General features: G+C 57.3%; 12 protein-coding genes. 8 read left to right on the forward strand and 4 right to left on the reverse strand.

What is annotated here, in order from left to right:
* Nucleotides 1-64 precede the first annotated feature (64 nt).
* Together H1Y61_RS16320 and H1Y61_RS16325 are read right to left on the reverse strand one after the other, a co-directional pair.
* The gene (locus H1Y61_RS16320) at nucleotides 65-2,593 is read right to left on the reverse strand and encodes a methyl-accepting chemotaxis protein (protein WP_180573221.1); all 2,529 of its coding nucleotides are present in this window, start codon (nucleotides 2,591-2,593) and stop codon (nucleotides 65-67) included.
* Between the two features lie 257 nt (nucleotides 2,594-2,850).
* Nucleotides 2,851-3,711 (reverse strand): LysR family transcriptional regulator, encoded by an 861-nt coding sequence (locus H1Y61_RS16325; protein ID WP_041697522.1) that lies wholly within the window; start codon nucleotides 3,709-3,711, stop codon nucleotides 2,851-2,853.
* Nucleotides 3,712-3,795: 84 nt separating this feature from the next.
* Between H1Y61_RS16325 and H1Y61_RS16330 the strand changes: the two genes are divergently transcribed.
* Nucleotides 3,796-4,077: a hypothetical protein gene (locus tag H1Y61_RS16330; RefSeq protein WP_180573222.1), complete on the forward strand. Its 282-nt coding sequence runs from the start codon at nucleotides 3,796-3,798 to the stop codon at nucleotides 4,075-4,077.
* On the opposite strand, the gene H1Y61_RS16335 is transcribed toward H1Y61_RS16330, so the two are convergent.
* Nucleotides 4,044-4,190, reverse strand: a complete 147-nt coding sequence (locus tag H1Y61_RS16335; protein ID WP_156531447.1) for a hypothetical protein — start codon at nucleotides 4,188-4,190, stop codon at nucleotides 4,044-4,046. The genes H1Y61_RS16330 and H1Y61_RS16335 overlap by 34 nt on opposite strands.
* Before the next feature lie 223 nt (nucleotides 4,191-4,413).
* A complete protein-coding gene (locus H1Y61_RS16340; protein ID WP_180573223.1) occupies nucleotides 4,414-5,601 on the reverse strand; it encodes a BaiN/RdsA family NAD(P)/FAD-dependent oxidoreductase in 1,188 nt (395 codons plus the stop codon).
* Nucleotides 5,602-5,747: 146 nt separating this feature from the next.
* Between H1Y61_RS16340 and H1Y61_RS16345 the strand changes: the two genes are divergently transcribed.
* From H1Y61_RS16345 to H1Y61_RS16375, 7 genes are all read left to right on the forward strand, one after another.
* Entirely contained in the window at nucleotides 5,748-7,166 is a 1,419-nt protein-coding gene (locus tag H1Y61_RS16345) for a glutamine synthetase family protein (RefSeq protein WP_409065467.1), read from the forward strand.
* A 69-nt stretch (nucleotides 7,167-7,235) separates the two neighbouring features.
* Entirely contained in the window at nucleotides 7,236-8,519 is a 1,284-nt protein-coding gene (locus H1Y61_RS16350) for an NAD(P)/FAD-dependent oxidoreductase (protein ID WP_180573224.1), read from the forward strand.
* 145 nt (nucleotides 8,520-8,664) lie between these two features.
* Complete coding sequence (gene zwf, locus H1Y61_RS16355) at nucleotides 8,665-10,134, forward strand: glucose-6-phosphate dehydrogenase (RefSeq protein ID WP_174110048.1); 1,470 nt, start codon at nucleotides 8,665-8,667, stop codon at nucleotides 10,132-10,134.
* Nucleotides 10,135-10,147: 13 nt separating this feature from the next.
* A complete protein-coding gene (gene pgl, locus H1Y61_RS16360; protein ID WP_174110047.1) occupies nucleotides 10,148-10,846 on the forward strand; it encodes a 6-phosphogluconolactonase in 699 nt (232 codons plus the stop codon).
* Between the two features lie 143 nt (nucleotides 10,847-10,989).
* On the forward strand, nucleotides 10,990-12,807 hold the full coding sequence (gene edd / locus H1Y61_RS16365) for a phosphogluconate dehydratase (RefSeq protein WP_174110046.1): 1,818 nt from the start codon (nucleotides 10,990-10,992) through the stop codon (nucleotides 12,805-12,807).
* 1,043 nt (nucleotides 12,808-13,850) lie between these two features.
* Entirely contained in the window at nucleotides 13,851-16,073 is a 2,223-nt protein-coding gene (locus tag H1Y61_RS16370) for a methyl-accepting chemotaxis protein (protein WP_180573225.1), read from the forward strand.
* A gap of 252 nt (nucleotides 16,074-16,325) precedes the next feature.
* A complete protein-coding gene (locus tag H1Y61_RS16375) occupies nucleotides 16,326-17,723 on the forward strand; it encodes a 2-hydroxycarboxylate transporter family protein (protein ID WP_180573226.1) in 1,398 nt (465 codons plus the stop codon).
* The last annotated feature ends 26 nt before the right edge of the window (nucleotides 17,724-17,749 follow it).

Genomic DNA, 17,749 nt, shown 5'->3' on the forward strand with positions numbered 1-17,749 from the left:
ATCAAACGCTTATAAAAAACGCCCGGTCTCTCAACCGGGCGTCCATCACCTCATACCATATCCATCAAGCCGCCCGATCCCAACGCCCGGCCTGCTTCCCGCTTTCCAGCTTGAACTGCTGCAACAACCCCACCAATTGATCAGCCTCGTCGGCTAGTTGACGGCTGGCGGCGGAGGTTTCTTCGACCATGGCGGCGTTTTGCTGGGTCAGGCTGTCCATCTGGCCGACGGCGCTGTTGACTTCGCCAAGGGCTGCGGATTGGTCGCGGCTGGCGGCTGCGATGCCTTCGACATGGGTGCTGATCGTGGCGATCTGCTGGCTGATGACGGTCAGCGCCGCACCGGTTTCCTGCACCAGCCTCGCCCCGGCATTGACCTCTTCGGTGGAGGTGTTGATCAGCGTCTTGATGTCTTTTGCGGCGCGGCCAGAGCGTTGGGCCAGTTCGCGGACTTCCTGGGCAACGACGGCAAATCCCTTGCCCGCCTCGCCCGCACGGGCAGCCTCAACACCGGCATTCAGCGCCAACAGATTGGTCTGAAAAGCGATTTCCTCGATGACACTGATGATCTGCTCGATCTTTTTCGAGGCATCCTCGATCCGGCCCATGGCAGAGACGGCGTTGCCAACCACGACAGCCGATTTCTCGGCATTCCCTCGGGTTTCGCCAACGATGTCATTGACCTCACGCGCCCTGTCAGCGGCCTGGCGGACATTGGAGGTAACTTCGTTGACGGCGGCAGCAGTTTCTTCCAGCGAGGCAGCCTGGGTTTCCGTGCGGCGCGACAGGTCATCGGTGGAATGGGCCATTTGCTGCACATTGCCCTGAATGGCCGTGACATTGCCCTGGATCAGGCCGATGGTTTCCTTCAGCCGGGTCAGCGAGCGGTTGAAGTCGCTGCGCAACTGTTCCATGCGCCCGGCAAAGGGATGGTCCAGCGTGGCGGAAACATCGCCATTGGCGAGGCGCTCCAGCCCGGCGGCCAGTTCCGTCACCGCAAATTGCACATCCTGGTCAGCCTGCTGCTTTTCAGCATCATTGCGGGCGCGCTCGGCTTCGCTTTCAGCGCGAACCCGCGCCCCCTCGGCCTCGGCGCGAATCTTTGCTTCGGCATTGTCCTTGAACACGCCAAGGGCACGGGCCATATCGCCGATCTCATCAGGGCGCGTGCCGCCAGTAATCTCGATCTCGAGATCGCCGGATGCCAGACGCCGCATGGCAGCGGTGATCTGATTGATCGGCCCCTTGAAGGTGGCGATCAAGCCGATACCAGCGACAATGGCGATAACGACACCAGCCAGTAGAGCCAGCGCCGACATGGTATCGGCAGAGGCGCTCTGTTCATCGGCCACTTGACGCTGGGAGGCGGCAAAATCGCTGAGTTGCGACCAGATGGTATCGATATCGCGGGCAGCGGCCAAGAAGGCGGCGGTTTTCTGGCCATCCATGGCCACCAGCCGAGTCGCCTTATCGGCCATAGCGTCGGTCAATGGGGCGATCAGCGACAGCTTTGCCATGATGTCGGCGCTAACATTGGGGTCCTTGGCCATGGCTGCGGCACGGCGTTTCAGGGTGCCGAGCGACGCCTGCAATTTTTGCAGGCCATCCGCCGATGCTGCCGCCATGAAGCGTGAACTGCGCAGTTCAACCCCATTGCTGATATCCACCAGCTGACGTGTGGCAGTGAGCAAAGCGGTCGCTTCGGCAATCGGCTGATCAAGGGTTGCAAACACCGCCGTCGCCTGCCGGGATTTGAGAGTAGACGCCCCCTGCAAGCGGATGGACACCGGCCGCATCAGGTTGATCGCCTGTTCAGTCGCACTGACTGTCGTGTCATTGATCACACCGATCTCGATCTGGGCGGCCAACTGCTGAATATTGTCGGTCAGCGATGTGCCCAGCACGGCCTGTTCCGCTGGCAGCGCGGCAGCAATATCGGCAACGGCCTTTTTCAGCTCCGGCATCCGCGTCTTGACCAGCTCCATCTTCGCCTCAGGGGCTGTGGCACTATTGAAATCGGTAACGAGATCAGCAATCAGATTGGCACCGCGTGTCAGCCGGTCGGAATCGCGCAGCATGGTCTTGGCCTGGCTTTCATCCTTGGCCAAGGCCTCGCGAACACGGGTGGAATAGGAAAGCAGATCGCTCTGCTGGCTGGACAATTGTTGGGTATCGGTTTCCAAAGCTGCGCGCAAATCCGCGGCACCTTGGTTCAGCTCCCAAAGGCGCTTGACCTGACCGGCAATCGATTCCGTTCCGGCAATCGCCGCATCGACCTGGGCTGTACCGCCCAGGCCGTCAAGCGAAGCGCGCATGGCTTTCAAACTGGATAATTGCCCATTCAGTTCCTGATCCAGCGCCGTTTTCGATGCATCTGTGGTCTTTTGCAGGAAAGCCGTCATCGCCGCATAGACATTCTTGAAACCACTCAGCGTGTTGACCACACTATTGGTAACTTCCATCTGCCCTTGCAGGATACGCGATGCGTAGTAGCCGGTCAGACCAACGGCCGAAATACTGAGAACAAACGGAACGATGAAGACCAGAACCTTGGTCTGAATCTTGCATCGAGAAAGTAGACGATCAAATAGCATAGCCAAACCCCCGAAAACAAAGGGCGAAATTAATTAATTCGAATAAACGAATATAATTGCCGCCTTTCTTTTCTTGCATGGGGGTCTGAAGAAATTCTGAATATTCTATTTCGACTTATAGTTATGCACGATCACTTCGTTCTAAAAAGCAACGGACTCTGTATAAGATTCTATTTTCAGCACAAGAAAATAAACCTTAAGTTGCTTTTGTTGACGTGAAACCCCTATGCGTTTATTCGAAGCATGTGGTTTGCCCTCTATCGCCGACCGGCGAAAGCATCAGAGAAGTCTCTCATCAGGGTAACCAAACGCCCGGCGCAATCGCGGATCTCGCTTCTGTGCCGGTCGTCATTATTGGTGACCAGCCATTGCCGATGGCGCAATTCGGTAATCTCATCACCGACCCGCTGAAGCTGCGGATGGCTATCACCGACAAAACACGGCAGGACCGCAAGGCCCATGCCTGAAACCGCCATATCCTTGAGGGAGCGTGGACGGTTGACGGTGATCAGGATCTGTTCGGCCTTATGCTGATGCGGCCACTTCAAATAGGCCGAGATTGCCGCATCCTGCGCGACCGCGATCCAGGGCTGCCCTTCCAGTTCGTCGGCAAGGCGATGGCGATAGGCCGCGTAAGCAACCTCGCCGAGCGGGACCCTGGCAAGATTGCTCTCCTGTGGCTCGAAAGCCCGGATACCGATATCGGTTTCGCGATGCGCAAGGGCAGCGCGCTCTTCGGTAATATGCAGATCGAGCCGAAAGCGATCATTGCTGCGGCACAGCTTCGGCAGGTTCTGGGCGATCAGCCAGGAAATCCATGTTCCCGCTGTCACCCGCACCAGTGCTGGCTGCGACGTCTGCTGGCGCCAGAGATCAATACCGCGCTCCGCCGCCTCAAAGGATTTCAGGTGATCGAGCAGGGCACGGCCATCCACCGTCAGCGTATACCCCGTCTGGGCGCGATGAAACAGAATCCGGCCCAGCTTTTGCTCCAGCTCCACCATCCGCCGGCCAAGGGTGGCAGCACTGAGGCCGGTGGATTGGACAGCCCCGGTCAGCCCGCCGTTTCGCGCCACATCAATGAAGAGCTGGTAAGTATCCCAGGGCAGGTTTTTCATGGGTGAATGATATAGCGCAAACTCGGCGATATATCCATCATCCATGAAACGCTAGCCTTCTCCAGAACACTGGAGATGACGGTCATGGACATTATCGGATTGCTTGCCTTTCAGGAGACCATACGACGGGAGGCGATCAACCGCCATGCACTGACGCCAGCCCAGCAAGAGGATGCGTTTTACACGTTTTACAGTGAGCCATCCTGGCCGCGCCTAAGAAGGATCTTTTCCAAGCTTTTCGACATGGGAAAGCGTCGCAGGTGTGCGCCGGAAGATATCGATGCGCAGGCGGAAGCGACAATTGCCGCTTTGCCGCAGGCGCCAAGGTCTGATCAGCCGATAACGCCGATCAGCATCAGGCCATAGACCATGAAGCAGGCCATCAGGCCGAGACCCGCGCTGCGAAGGATAAGCTTGTTCTGATCGTCACGCGCCTTGGTAATAGCAATGGCGCGGGCCTTCCGGATGGGTCTGTTCATTGGCAGCACTTTCCAAAAGTTAAGCGGGGAATCACCCCGACCTTGATCGTAACCCTAACCCGTCCCGAAAAACAGCAAAACAACGAGGCGGAAGATCACGATGACTGAGGTATATTAACAACTATTGAAAGATGGTGGCGGGAATGCGGCATGACGCAAGACTTGCCCATCCAGGACACAATTGCGGTAAACAAATCGTATCGCCGTACTGGGATGACAAATATTACGCGGCAAGGCCCGCCGCATGGCCAGACGCCCAGGCCCACTGGAAATTATAGCCGCCCAGCCATCCCGTGACATCGACGGCTTCGCCGATAAAATAGAGACCCGGCACCGCCTTGACCTGCATGGTCTTGGAGTCCAGCGCCTGGGTGTCGATGCCGCCCAGGGTTACTTCGGCGGTGCGATAGCCTTCCGATCCCGCCGGTTTGATCTGCCAATGCCGAAGGCCCTCCGCGACACTTCCCAGAACCTTGTCGGAAAGATCCGCCAGCGGCTTTTCCAGCCCATGGCGCTCCGTCCAGTATTGCGCCAGCCGCTTCGGCAAGTATTGGCCCAAAACCGTCTGCACCGCCTGACGGCCATTGTCGCGCCGGGCGGTTTTCAGCAGATCCAGAAAGTCCAGTTCCGGTTGCAGCGAAAGAGAAATCGCATCGCCTTCGCGCCAATAGGAAGAGATTTGCAGGATGGCCGGGCCGCTCAGACCGCGATGGGTAAACAGCAGCGCCTCGCGAAACTCGGTCTTGCCATGACGCACCAGCGCATCGACGGCCATGCCGGATAGCGGCGCCAGTTCCTCCAGCAGCCCCGGTTCCAGCGTCAGCGGAACCAGCGCCGGGCGGGTCTCGATCAGGCCAAGCCCGAATTGCTCGGCGAGGCGATAGGCAAAGCCGGTCGCGCCCATTTTCGGGATGGATTTACCGCCGGTGGCGATGATCAGCGACTGGCAGGTAATCGTGCCTTCAGAAGTTTCGACGCGGAAACCGTCCAGCGTCTTCTCGACAGCCCGGATGTCGGTCTGCATATGCAGCCTGGCTCCCGCGGAGCGCATCTCTTCCAGCAACATGCGGATAATGTCCTTGGCGCTGTCATCGCAGAACAATTGCCCAAGGGTCTTCTCATGCCAGCCAATCCGGTGGCGCTCGACCATGGCGATGAAATCGGCGGGCGTGAACCGGGCCAGCGCCGATTTGGCAAAATGCGGATTGGCGCTGATATAGTTCTTTGGTCCGGCATTGACATTGGTGAAATTGCAGCGCCCGCCGCCGGAAATGCGGATCTTTTCGCCCGGTGCCTTGGCATGATCGAGCACGGCCACAGACCGGCCCCGCTGGCCAGCCCGGATCGCCGCCATCATGCCGGCGGCCCCTGCCCCGATCACCACCACATCCACCCACTTGTCCAATGTCATGTCCTCGTCATCATCGCCATGTCTGTTGTGTTTTCGATCGGCAAAGCGATGTCAATTGCATATTCACCCTCGCCAATTCCAGCGAGGCGGATATGATGGCATCATTATCAACACAGATCCGGTGAGACATGCCTGCAAAAAAGACAATGCTCAGACCCAAGGGCGCGGCGTCCAAAAAAGCAGGCATTCCCCCAGATATCAGCCCGACGCGCGGGGTCAAGACCTGGAAAGAAGCGGCCTCCTGGCTGCGCTCCCGCGGTATCGAGGATATCGAGTGCATCACGCCGGATCTCGCCGGTGTGCCGCGCGGCAAGATGATGCCGAGCTCGAAATTCACCAGCAATACCTCGCTTGCCCTGCCGTCAGCGCTGTATCGCCACACGATCTCAGGCGAATATCCCGATGAAACCGGCAATTTCCGCTATGACAGCCGCGATAGCGACATCAAGCTGCTGCCGGATCTATCAACGCTCTCGGTCGTGCCCTGGGAGACCGACCCGACCGCGCAGGTGATTTGCGACATCGTCGGCACCGAAGGCGAGGATGTCAGCTATACGCCGCGCAATGTGCTGAAAAACGTCCTCAGCCTCTACGAGAAAAAGGGCTGGAAGGCGGTTGTCGCCCCGGAAATCGAATTCTATCTGGTCGCCAAGAACGAAGACCCGGATTACCCGCTGCATCCGCCGAAAGGCCGGTCGGGCCGGTCGATCATCGGCGGCCAGGGCTATTCCATCGCCGGGATCAACGAATTCGACGAATTGATCGACGATATCTATCATTTCTCGGCCAAGCAGGGCCTGGAAATCGACACACTGATTCATGAGGAAGGCCCGGCCCAGCTGGAAATCAACCTGCGGCATGGCGATCCGATTGAGCTTGCCGACCAGGTCTTCCTGTTCAAGCGCACCATTCGTGAAGCGGCGCTGAAGCACGGGATCTTTGCGACTTTCATGGCAAAACCGATGCAGGGCCAGCCGGGTTCTGCCATGCATATCCACCAATCGGTGGTGGATATTGAAACTGGACGCAATATCTTTTCAAAGGCTGATGGTTCGCCGTCGTCAGAATTTTTCCACTTCATCGGCGGCATGCAGAAATACGTGCCGACTGCGCTTGTGATGATGGCGCCCTATGTCAATTCCTATCGCCGCCTGACACCCGATATGGCCTGCCCGGTCAACAATGCCTGGGGCTATGACAACCGCACCACGGCCTTCCGGGTGCCGATTTCCGATGCGGCGGCGCGGCGGGTGGAAAACCGGCTGCCAAGCTCGGATGCCAATCCCTATCTGGCGCTGGCCGCCTCGCTTGGCTGCGGCTATCTCGGCATCTGCAAGGCCATCGAGCCAACCGCGCCGACAGCAGATACCGCCAATGAAGGCTCGATCGAGCTGCCACGCGGCCTGCTGGAAGCCGTCGCCCTGTTGGAGAGCGAGCCGGATTTCGAAACCGTGTTCGGCCGTGCCTTCATCGATATCTATGCAGGCGTCAAGCGCGGCGAGTTCGAGACCTTCATGCAGGTGATCAGCCCCTGGGAGCGTGAATTCCTGCTGCTGAACGTCTGATCCATACAGCTGTCATGGTGCCCACCGTTCCGGTCGGGCTGCCTTGCAGCATTCAAAAAGGAGCTTCGCATGTGGCAAAGCCCGATTGCACCCGGCCTTTCCTGGTATCAAGCCACCGTGGGCGAACGCCCTGAATACGAACCGCTGGATGGCTCGACCACGACAGATGTCGCCATTGTCGGCGGCGGTTATACCGGCTTGCAGGCGGCCTATACGCTGGCGCGCGCCGGTGTCAGTGTGGTGCTGATTGAAGGCGGGCGGTTTGGTGATGGCGGCTCAGGGCGCAATGGCGGCCAGTTCGGCACCGGCCAGCGCGCCTGGCCGGAGGAGCTTGAAGCCGAATTTGGTTTTGAGCTCGCCAAGGCGCTGTTCGATATGGCCGAACACGCCAAACGCTATATTCTGGATTTTGCCCGCGAGCACCAGATCGACATGGAATTCATGCCCGGCCAGCTGAATGTCGAGCACAAGCGCGGCAAGGACAAGGAGTATCGCAAGAGCGTCGAGATTGCCGCCACACGGTTCGATTACCCGCATATGAGCTTCATGGACCGCGAGGAAACGGCAGCCCGGTTGGGTTCCAGCGCCTATTATTGCGGTATCCGCGATATCGGCACCGGCCATATCCACCCGCTGAAACTGCTGGTGGGACTGGCGAAAGTGGCGAAGAATGCCGGTGCCCGCCTGCATGAAATGACCAAGGCCACATCGATTGCCCAAAGCGGCGGCAGAACGATGATCGAAACGTCGAAGGGCACGATCACCGCCCGCCATGTGCTGATCGCTACCAATGCCTATATCGATAACCTGGAACCGGTCACGGCATCCCATGTCATGCCGATCCGCTCTTTCATTGGCGCCACCGTGCCGCTCAAGGATTTTCCCGACATCCTGCCCGGCTCGGAAGCGGTCGCCGACAGCCGTTTCGTGGTGCGCTATTTCCGCAAGACCCGCGACGGGCAATTGCTGTTTGGCGGACGCGAGGCCTATACCGCCGATAGCCCGCGCGACATTTCCGACCATATCCGCCGCCAGATCACCGAGATCTATCCGGCCCTTGATGGCATCGAAATGACTCACGCCTGGGGCGGCTCGGTCGGCATCACCATGAACCGCCAGCCCTTTGCCCGCGAGGTGATGCCTGGGGTGATTTCCGTCGCGGGTTATTCCGGCCATGGCGTGATGTTGTCAAACTATTGCGGTACGCTGTTTGCCAAATCGGTTCTGGGAGAAACCAGCGAGTTGGACCTGTTGAAGGAGTTGAAGGTTCCCGCCTTTCCAGGCGGGTCCCGGCTGCGCTCGCCGCTTCTGTTCCTGGCGCTCAGCTGGTATGCCCTGCGCGACCGTTTTTGAGGGAACGCCATTCACGTATTCGTTTTAGAAGGGCCGGGCGTTTTCAAACAGCCAGGACTGGCTTTTTTAAATCGATTGAATTATAACCCGATCCAACAGCCTTGCCCATTAGCCTTGCCAATGGCCATGAATGAGAGATGCCCGTATGAGCAGCCAGATTATTCCTGTCGAACCCTTTGACTATGTCGTCTTTGGCGGCACCGGTGATCTTGCCGAGCGCAAGCTTCTGCCCGCCCTTTACCATCGCCAGTTGGCCGGCCAGTTGACCGAGCCGACCCGGATCATCGGGGCGTCCCGTTCGCCGATGACGGATGCGGAATACCGCGAATTCGCCCATAAGGCCCTGAAGGAATTTCTGAAGCCCGATGAATTGGAAGAGAGCCAGGTCAAGCGCTTTCTCGACCGGCTGCATTACGTCTCGGTCGATGCCAAGGATGACAAGGGCTGGGATACGCTGAAAAAGCTGCTCGATACCGGTAAGGACATCGTGCGCGCCTTCTATCTCGCTGTGTCGCCCTCGATTTTCGGCGATATCGCCGACAAGATCCGCGATCACAAGCTGATCACCAAATCCACCCGCATCGTGGTGGAAAAGCCGATCGGCCGCGATCTCGCCTCGGCGCAGGCGCTGAACGACACAATCGGCAAGGTGTTTAAAGAAGAGCAGATCTTCCGCATCGACCATTATCTCGGCAAGGAAACCGTGCAGAACCTGATGGCGCTGCGCTTTGCCAATGCGCTTTATGAGCCGCTGTGGAACTCCGCCCATATCGACCATGTGCAGATCACCGTGGCCGAATCCGTCGGGCTGGAAGGCCGCGTCACCTATTACGACAAGGCGGGCGCGTTGCGCGACATGGTGCAGAACCATATCCTGCAATTGCTGTGCCTCGTTGCCATGGAAGCCCCATCCTCGATGAACTCAGAGGCGCTGCGCGACGAAAAGCTGAAAGTGCTGCGAGCGCTGAAGCCAATTGACGCCTCCAATGTCGAAAAAATGACCGTTCGCGGCCAGTACAAGGCCGGTGCTTCGGCAGGCGGTGCGGTGAAGGGTTACACGGAAGAGCTGGGCGACACATCCGACACGGAAACCTTCGTCGCCATCAAGGCCGAGATCAACAATTGGCGCTGGGCGGGCGTGCCGTTCTATCTGCGCACCGGCAAGCGTCTGGCGGCCCGCGTTTCGGAAATCGTCATCCAGTTCAAGCCGATCCCGCATTCGATTTTCGGCGATGTCGGCCGTATCGAGGCCAACCAGCTGGTCATCCGCCTGCAACCAGACGAAGGCGTCAAGCAATGGTTGATGATCAAGGACCCAGGTCCGGGCGGCATGCGCCTGCGCCATGTACCGCTGGACATGAGCTTTGCCGAATCCTTCGGCGTGCGCAATCCCGATGCCTATGAGCGCCTGTTGATGGACGTGATCCGTTCCAACCAGACGCTGTTCATGCGCCGCGACGAAGTGGAAGCGGCCTGGAACTGGGTCGATCCGATCCTGAAGAGCTGGGAAGAAATTGGCCAGCGGGCGCAGGGCTATACGTCCGGCACCTGGGGACCAAGCCAGGCCATCGCGCTGATCGAGCGTGATGGTCGCACCTGGCACGAGAATGACTGAGGGCATCGGCATCATGGCGCATACACTGCATAGCTTTGACACTGGCGCGGCGCTGGCAACAGCGCTGGCCGAGCGGGTTGCCGCAGCGCTCAACGAGGCGATTGCCGCCTCCGGTGCTGCTTCACTGGCCGTCTCCGGCGGCTCCACGCCCAAGGCCTTCTTCGAGGCACTGTCGCAAAAGGCGCTGGACTGGGACAAGGTCTCGGTGACGCTGGTCGATGAGCGCTTCGTGCCGGAGGACAATCCCCGTTCCAACCATTTGCTGGTTGCCACGCATCTGTTGAAGAACCAGGCCGCCGAGGCCGAATTCGTGCCGCTCTATGCGCCGGAAGAGACCATCGAGGCTGCTGCCGCAGTGGCCAGCGATGCGGTGTCCGACCTTGGCACGCCGCTCGACGTGGTTATCCTCGGCATGGGAACCGATGGTCACACCGCCTCGTTCTTCCCCGGGGGCGACAATCTGGAAGACGCGCTTGATCTGACGCTGCCGCCCCGGGTGATCACCATGCAAGCGCCGGGTGCTGGCGAGCCGCGCCTGACCTTGTCTTTCTCTAGTCTTGCCGATGCCGGTCTGCTGATCGTCCATATCGAAGGCGCGGAAAAAAAGACGGTGCTGGACAAGGCGCTGGCGGGGACGGACGAGACCGAAATGCCTGTTCGCGCCGTACTGGCCCGGGCTGAAACACCTGTCGATATTTACTGGGCGCCCTGATCTCGATCAGAACGCCCTGATAGCCAGGCTGGTATCAAAAGCGATGCGGCCTTGACGAACGAGGCCCAACAGCGCGGGCGACCGCAGCGCTCTAGCAAGCGCCAAGGTTGCCGCCCCTGCCCTTTTCAGGAAGGATGCTTTCCATGAGTGCCGATCACCGTATCGAAGCCATCACCAAGCGCATTGTTGAGCGCTCCAAGCCAACCCGCGAGGCCTATCTGGATCGCGTTCGCCGGGCCGCTGGCAAGGGCGTGAACCGTGGCTCTCTGGCCTGTGGCAATCTCGCCCATGGCTTTGCGGTCTGTTCTCCCGGGGACAAGGCCGCACTTGCTGGCGACACCGTCCCCAATCTCGGCATCATCACCGCCTATAACGACATGCTCTCGGCGCATCAGCCGTTTGAGACTTATCCGGCCCTGATCCGCCAAGCGGCCAGCGAAGTGGGCGGCGTAGCGCAGGTGGCAGGCGGTGTACCCGCTATGTGCGATGGCGTCACGCAGGGCCAGCCCGGCATGGAGCTTTCGCTGTTTTCCCGCGATGTGATCGCCATGGCGGCCGGCATCGGCCTGTCGCACAACATGTTCGACGCGGCAGTTTTTCTCGGCGTCTGCGACAAAATCGTCCCCGGCCTGATGATCGCAGCACTGACCTTCGGTCATCTCCCCTCCGTGTTCATTCCGGCTGGGCCCATGACCACTGGCCTGCCGAATGACGAAAAGACCCGCATTCGCCAGCTCTATGCCGAGGGCAAGGTTGGCCGCGCCGAATTGCTGGAAGCCGAATCCAAATCCTATCACGGCCCCGGCACCTGTACCTTCTACGGCACCGCCAATTCCAACCAGATGCTGATGGAAATCATGGGCTTTCACATGCCCGGTGCTTCCTTCATCAATCCCGGCACGCCGCTGCGCGATGCGCTGACCCGCGAAGCCACCAAGCGGGCGCTGGCAATTACCGCGCTTGGCAATGATTACACGCCGTCAGGCGAGATGATCGATGAGCGCTCCATCGTCAATGGTGTGGTCGGCCTGCATGCCACGGGCGGCTCGACCAACCACACCATGCATCTGATCGCCATGGCGCGGGCGGCGGGCATTCTGCTCAGCTGGCAGGATATTTCCGACCTCTCCGACATCGTGCCGCTTCTGGCCCGCGTCTATCCGAACGGCTCTGCGGATGTGAACCATTTTCACGCCGCTGGCGGCATGGGCTTCCTGATCAAGCAATTGCTGCGCGCCGGTTTTGTGCATGACGATGTGCGCACCGTCTATGGCCAAGGGCTTGCCGCCTACACGATCGAGCCGCATCTGAACGCCGACGGCACCGTAGACCGCCAGCCCTCGCCTGAAGACAGCGCCGATCCAAAAGTGTTGTCGCGGATCGAGGCACCGTTTCAGGCGAATGGCGGCTTGAAAATGCTGACTGGCAATATGGGCAAGGCCGTGATCAAGATCTCCGCCGTCAAGCCGGAACGCCACATTGTCGAGGCGCCTGCCATGGTGTTCCATAGCCAGCAGGACATGCAGGATGCCTTCAAGGCCGGCAAGATGAACCACGACTTCATCGCCGTGGTGCGCTTTCAAGGCCCAAAAGCCAATGGCATGCCGGAACTGCACAAATTGACCCCATCGCTCGGCGTGCTTCAGGACCGCGGTCTCAAGGTGGCACTGGTGACGGACGGACGCATGTCCGGCGCTTCGGGCAAGGTGCCTGCCGCGATCCACGTCACACCGGAAGCCGTCGATGGCGGACCGATCGCCAGGATCCGCGATGGCGACATGATCCGTCTCGATGCCGTGGCCGGAACGCTGGAAGTGCTTGTCGATGCCGCGGAATTTGCCGGCCGCAGCCCTGAAGTCATCGACTTGGCGGATAATGACTTCGGCATGGGACGTGAACTCTTTGCTCCGCTGCGCCGCATTGCAGGTCCGGCAGACCAGGGTGCCAGCGTGTTGTTCTAGAATTTATCTTAGGAAAAGGGGAAACCTAGTTTTCCGAAAACAAGAGACGTTCGAGTCTGCCTGGTTCAACCTGAACCTGACAGACTCGACAGCACCGTGCGCTTTATGTGCAGCAGCCGTCATCGCGAATAGCATTCAGACGCGTTGACCCTGTGGGCGAACATCATGGGAGCATGACCGGCGAACTCTACCGGCATCGCACTCAAGCCTCTTTGCACGTCAAGTTTATGATGCCCACCCGAGTTGCCTACCGACGCACCATAGGATCATGTCCTATAGGGCGAATGATTTCACAACCCTAGGTGATTTTCACAGGCAAACAATTCAACCAATAATGATATATGCCATGCTGCTCTTGGCAAAGAGCCATGGCAATTGCGATGCAATCGCGTCCATAATATCAAGTCTCGAAGATGCTGACGCATCCTCGACTTGAAAAATTGAAAATACCTCAAATGCATCAGAGGCTTGAGATATTTTCAAAGGGAATACGAAAAGTCATTTTCAATGATTCTTCGTATAAGAATGCGAGGGCGTTACTGCCACCTATATTATAGGAAAGCTCGAAGATGTGCTGCATACTCTCGTTGAAAACACTGAATAAATCATATTTAAAATATAATATATTTATTCGTAAATGGAATACAAATCTTGGCGTTTAATAGTGCTTGTATTACAAAAATAATTTTAATTTCATCTTCAATTTTCAATCGAAAATTGGATATTAAAATTGCAATTTGTCGTTAATATTCAGAATTTTCTTTTCTTTTTTGTTATTCATAAATTTTTAGTTTTTTTATTAGTTTATTAGAAATAAATACAAATATTCGCCATTCGCACGGCCATAATTGATTTCATCCCGTATTCCAGGCCGGAACGGTAGTGACAGTATTTCTATTTATCGACCAGTTTTACTTGTCAATAAATCTGGATGCTTGACGGCTCCATAATCATTTAATTTATTTTTCCCTACATTAGTAGTTATTAATTTACAATGCAAAATAATAGGAAATAGTTTTCAAACAAAACGAGGACACTGAGCCATGCTCGACAATATGAAACTTAACCACAAGATCTATGGTGGTTTTGGCATCATCATTGCCATACTCATTACAATTGCAGGGATGTCGGTGTACTCGAACACTGGCAATCAATCCGATTTCTCGGATTATCGCGCCATTGCCCGGCTAACCAACGAAGCGGGCCGCGTGCAGGCAAACATGCTGGAGGCCCGGCTGGCCTACCTGAAGTATCAAGACAATCATTCTGCCGATAATCGTGCCAGTTTTGAAAAGCGAATAGCCACGACAAAGGAGAGTGCTGCCAATCTTTCGTCCATGGCCCGCACCGATGCCGAAAAATCCGCATCCGCAGGGTTCACGACAGCCATTGCAGACTATGAAAATGGCTTCAAGGCCGTCGTTGCTGCACAGACGGAACGCGACAAACTCGTCAGTGAAAGCCTCGACCGGCTTGGACCCGGAATTCAAAAATCCACCTCACAATTGCTCGCCGATTTCGACAGCAGCGGCAATAATATCGCAGCGTACAAAGCCACCCTGTTCCAAATCTCCACCTTCGTGATGCGCTTGTCGGCCACCAAATATCTGCTGAACAACGAGAGCAAGGATTTCGAAGCCGCGATGGCGGCGGCACAGGATGCGCTGGCTCGCAGCACAGAGGTTAGCGCCGCCATTGTCATTCCCGAGCGCGCTCAACGGTTCAACGCCACTCTGGATGATCTCAACGCCTATATCAGAGATCTCAGCAAGACGCAGGCGATCATCGTCAAGCGCGATTCTCTCGTCAACAATGTCATGAATGCCGTTGGCCCCAAACTGGCCAAGGAAACAGAGGATTTGAAGCTGGTCCTGAAAAAAGAGCAGGACACGCTCGGCCCTCGCATCGATGAGACAATGCGCAATTCGATCACCACCGCCATTATTGTCGCAGTCCTCGCCCTTGTCGTCGCCACCGTGCTGGCTTTCATAATCGCCCGCAGCATCAGCCGCCCGGTCTTTGCTATCACGTCGGCCATGGGCAAGCTGGCCGACAACCAGCTGGAGACGGATATTCCAGGCCTCACCTACAATAACGAGGTCGGGCAGATGGCCAAGGCCGTCAATGTCTTCAAGCAGAATGCCCTCAAAATTCGCCAGCTGGCGGCCCAGGAAGCCGCTTTGCAGCAGAAGAATGCCGATCTGCAATCCGATATCGCCACGGTCGTTTCGGCGGCAGTGGCCGGTGACTTCACCAGCCGCATCACCAAGCATTACGACAACCCGGATCTGGACGCCTTTGCCCATAACGTCAACACGCTGGTCGACTCCGTGGACAAGGGCATCGCTGAGACCAGGCGCGTTGTGTCCGCCCTTTCCAATGGCGACCTGACGGAAACCATGAGCGGCAAGTATCAAGGTGTGTTTGCCGAGCTGCAAACCAATGTCAATGACACCATGACCAAGCTGCGGCTGCTGATGGAGCAGGTGCGCCAATCCGCAGATGTGATCAATGGCGGCGCCGATGAAATCCGCCAGGCCTCCAACGATCTGTCTCGCCGGACAGAAACCCAGGCGGCCTCGCTCGAAGAAACCTCGTCGGCCCTGGAAGAAATCACCGTTGCGGTCAAAACCTCAACCGAAAGGGCGCAGGAATCCAGCAAAATGGTCTCGCAAGCCCGTCAATTTGCCGAGCAATCCGCCAATGTCGTCCAGGACGCGACAGCCGCCATGAGCCGCATCGAGCAAGCCTCCAACGAAATCACCCAGATCATCAATGTGATTGACGAGATTGCTTTCCAGACCAACCTTCTGGCCCTCAATGCCGGGGTAGAAGCTGCCCGTGCTGGCGAGGCCGGCAAGGGATTTGCGGTCGTGGCCCAGGAAGTGCGCGAACTGGCCCAACGCTCGGCAACCGCTGCCAAGGACATCAAGGCCCTGATCACCAAGTCCTCGAATGAAGTGGAGACGGGCGTGAGACTTGTAACCGGCACCGGGGAAGCCCTGAAGGAAATCCAGCAAAAGGTGATTGGTATTTCCAGCCAGGTCACATCCATTGCGACGGCGGCCAACGAGCAATCGACCGGCCTTAGCGAAGTCAACACCGCCGTCAACCAGATGGACCAGATGACCCAGCAAAATGCTGCCATGGTCGAGGAGGCTGCTGCCAGCACCTCGAAACTGGCCGAGGAAACCGTCAACCTGCTCAATCTGATCTCGCAGTTCAAGGTCCACAAGGCCGACCACGGCATGCGTCGCGCCGCCTGATCAGGAGATATGTTTCAAAGGATATGCCGGGGGGACAAGCGCTCCCCGGTTATTCCGATGGAATAACCGCCCTTCACACCTCCGGTTTTTTTTAATTTACCTTTGTGCCAGCTCCTATAAAACGAACCCCAGACGTTACGGGGTCGTGCATTTTATCAACCACACGATGCTGTAACACATTAAATTTTCTGCATAATTTTCTCCTTAAATCGATTTCGACTGAAGGAATTATGCAGTAGACAGGAGTTCATAGTGTCATCAATTTCAGATAGCGATCATAATTCAGGGTCTTCACAGACCGGTCAAAAAAACGAACGACTGCAAGATAACACGCCTCTTCAACCAGGCTCGGCCAATGGCTGGCGTGAACGATGGTGGCGGATCGTCGATATGAAGATCGGCGTCGTTCCTGTTCCAATCTATATTCTGCTCTTCGTGCTGATTGCCGCTTTCACCGCGACCGGCAAAGTCCCCTCAGACCTGACCATGTCGATTGCCATTCTGTCCTTTGGTGGTTTCTTCTTCATGCAGCTCGGTCGCTGGCTGCCATGGCTCGGCATGATGGGGGGAGCGGCGATCCTGTGTTTCGTCGTACCGTCCGCCATGGTGTTTTACGGCCTCATCCCGCCGCCGGTTGCCGAGGCGATCGACAGTTTCGTCAAGAGCTCCAATTTCCTCTATATGTATATTGCCGCCATCATTGTCGGCAGCATCCTCAGCATGGATCGTAGCGTGCTGATTGCCGGGTTTTTCAAGATTTTCGTGCCTTTGGCGATCAGCTCGATAACCGCCATGCTGGTTGGCACCCTGGTTGGTGTCGTCATGGGAATGACCTTCGAGCATAGCCTGTTTTTCGTCGTGCTTCCCATCATGGCCGGAGGCCTGGGCGAAGGCGCAATCCCTCTATCCATGGGCTATTCCGGCGTTCTGTCTCAGCCGCAGAACGAGATTTTCGCGCAGATTATTCCCGTCGTCATGCTCGGCAGCTTCACAGCCGTGGTGATATGTGGGCTTCTGAATGTGCTTGGAAAACGCTATCCTCACCTCACTGGCGAAGGCCGGTTGCAGGCAGGCCTGCTGAATATCGACATTAACGGCAAAAAACCGGGTGAACAGCCGGTGGACCGCGCGATGATTGCCACAGCCGGCGTCACCATCGTCACCTTCTATCTGGTGGGTGTTCTCGCCCAGCGGCTTCTGGATTTTCCAGCCCCAATCACCATGCTGTTTCTGGTGGTGATTGCCAAACTGGGTCAATTGGTCTCGCCAAGCCTGGAAGACGGCGGACGGGAAGTTTACGCGTTTTTCTCGCGCATCGTGACCTGGCCCCTGCTGTTTGCCATGGGCATTTCCTACACGCCATGGCAATCCTTTATCAGCGCCTTTACCCTGCAAACGGTGGTCACGGTGGTCAGCACCGTGCTGACATTGATCGGCACCGGATTTCTGTCCGCCCGTCTGGTCAAGATGTTTCCCATCGACGTCGCCGTTGTGGTCGGCTGTCATAGCGGCCAGGGCGGTACCGGCGATATCGCCATTCTGACCGCCGCCAACCGGATGAGCCTGATGCCATTTTCGCAAATTGCCACCCGCATCGGCGGCGCCATCACAGTCACCTGCGCCATCCTGGCTTTCCAGCATCTGGTTTAAACATGAAAACGCCGCGCTGTTGCCAG

This window comes from Agrobacterium vitis (genome assembly GCF_013426735.1).
Taxonomy (GTDB): domain Bacteria; phylum Pseudomonadota; class Alphaproteobacteria; order Rhizobiales; family Rhizobiaceae; genus Allorhizobium; species Allorhizobium vitis_D.

What these genes read in the sequence shown, in the direction of transcription:
- edd (WP_174110046.1), top strand. Translation starts at nt 10,990, where the DNA reads ATGAGTGCCGATCACCGTATCGAAGCCATCACCAAGCGCATTGTTGAG.
- H1Y61_RS16320 (WP_180573221.1), bottom strand. Translation starts at nt 2,593, where the DNA reads ATGCTATTTGATCGTCTACTTTCTCGATGCAAGATTCAGACCAAGGTT.
- H1Y61_RS16330 (WP_180573222.1), top strand. Translation starts at nt 3,796, where the DNA reads ATGGACATTATCGGATTGCTTGCCTTTCAGGAGACCATACGACGGGAG.
- H1Y61_RS16335 (WP_156531447.1), bottom strand. Translation starts at nt 4,190, where the DNA reads ATGAACAGACCCATCCGGAAGGCCCGCGCCATTGCTATTACCAAGGCG.
- H1Y61_RS16345 (WP_409065467.1), top strand. Translation starts at nt 5,748, where the DNA reads ATGCTCAGACCCAAGGGCGCGGCGTCCAAAAAAGCAGGCATTCCCCCA.
- pgl (WP_174110047.1), top strand. Translation starts at nt 10,148, where the DNA reads ATGGCGCATACACTGCATAGCTTTGACACTGGCGCGGCGCTGGCAACA.
- H1Y61_RS16350 (WP_180573224.1), top strand. Translation starts at nt 7,236, where the DNA reads ATGTGGCAAAGCCCGATTGCACCCGGCCTTTCCTGGTATCAAGCCACC.
- H1Y61_RS16370 (WP_180573225.1), top strand. Translation starts at nt 13,851, where the DNA reads ATGCTCGACAATATGAAACTTAACCACAAGATCTATGGTGGTTTTGGC.
- zwf (WP_174110048.1), top strand. Translation starts at nt 8,665, where the DNA reads ATGAGCAGCCAGATTATTCCTGTCGAACCCTTTGACTATGTCGTCTTT.
- H1Y61_RS16340 (WP_180573223.1), bottom strand. Translation starts at nt 5,601, where the DNA reads ATGACATTGGACAAGTGGGTGGATGTGGTGGTGATCGGGGCAGGGGCC.
- H1Y61_RS16325 (WP_041697522.1), bottom strand. Translation starts at nt 3,711, where the DNA reads ATGAAAAACCTGCCCTGGGATACTTACCAGCTCTTCATTGATGTGGCG.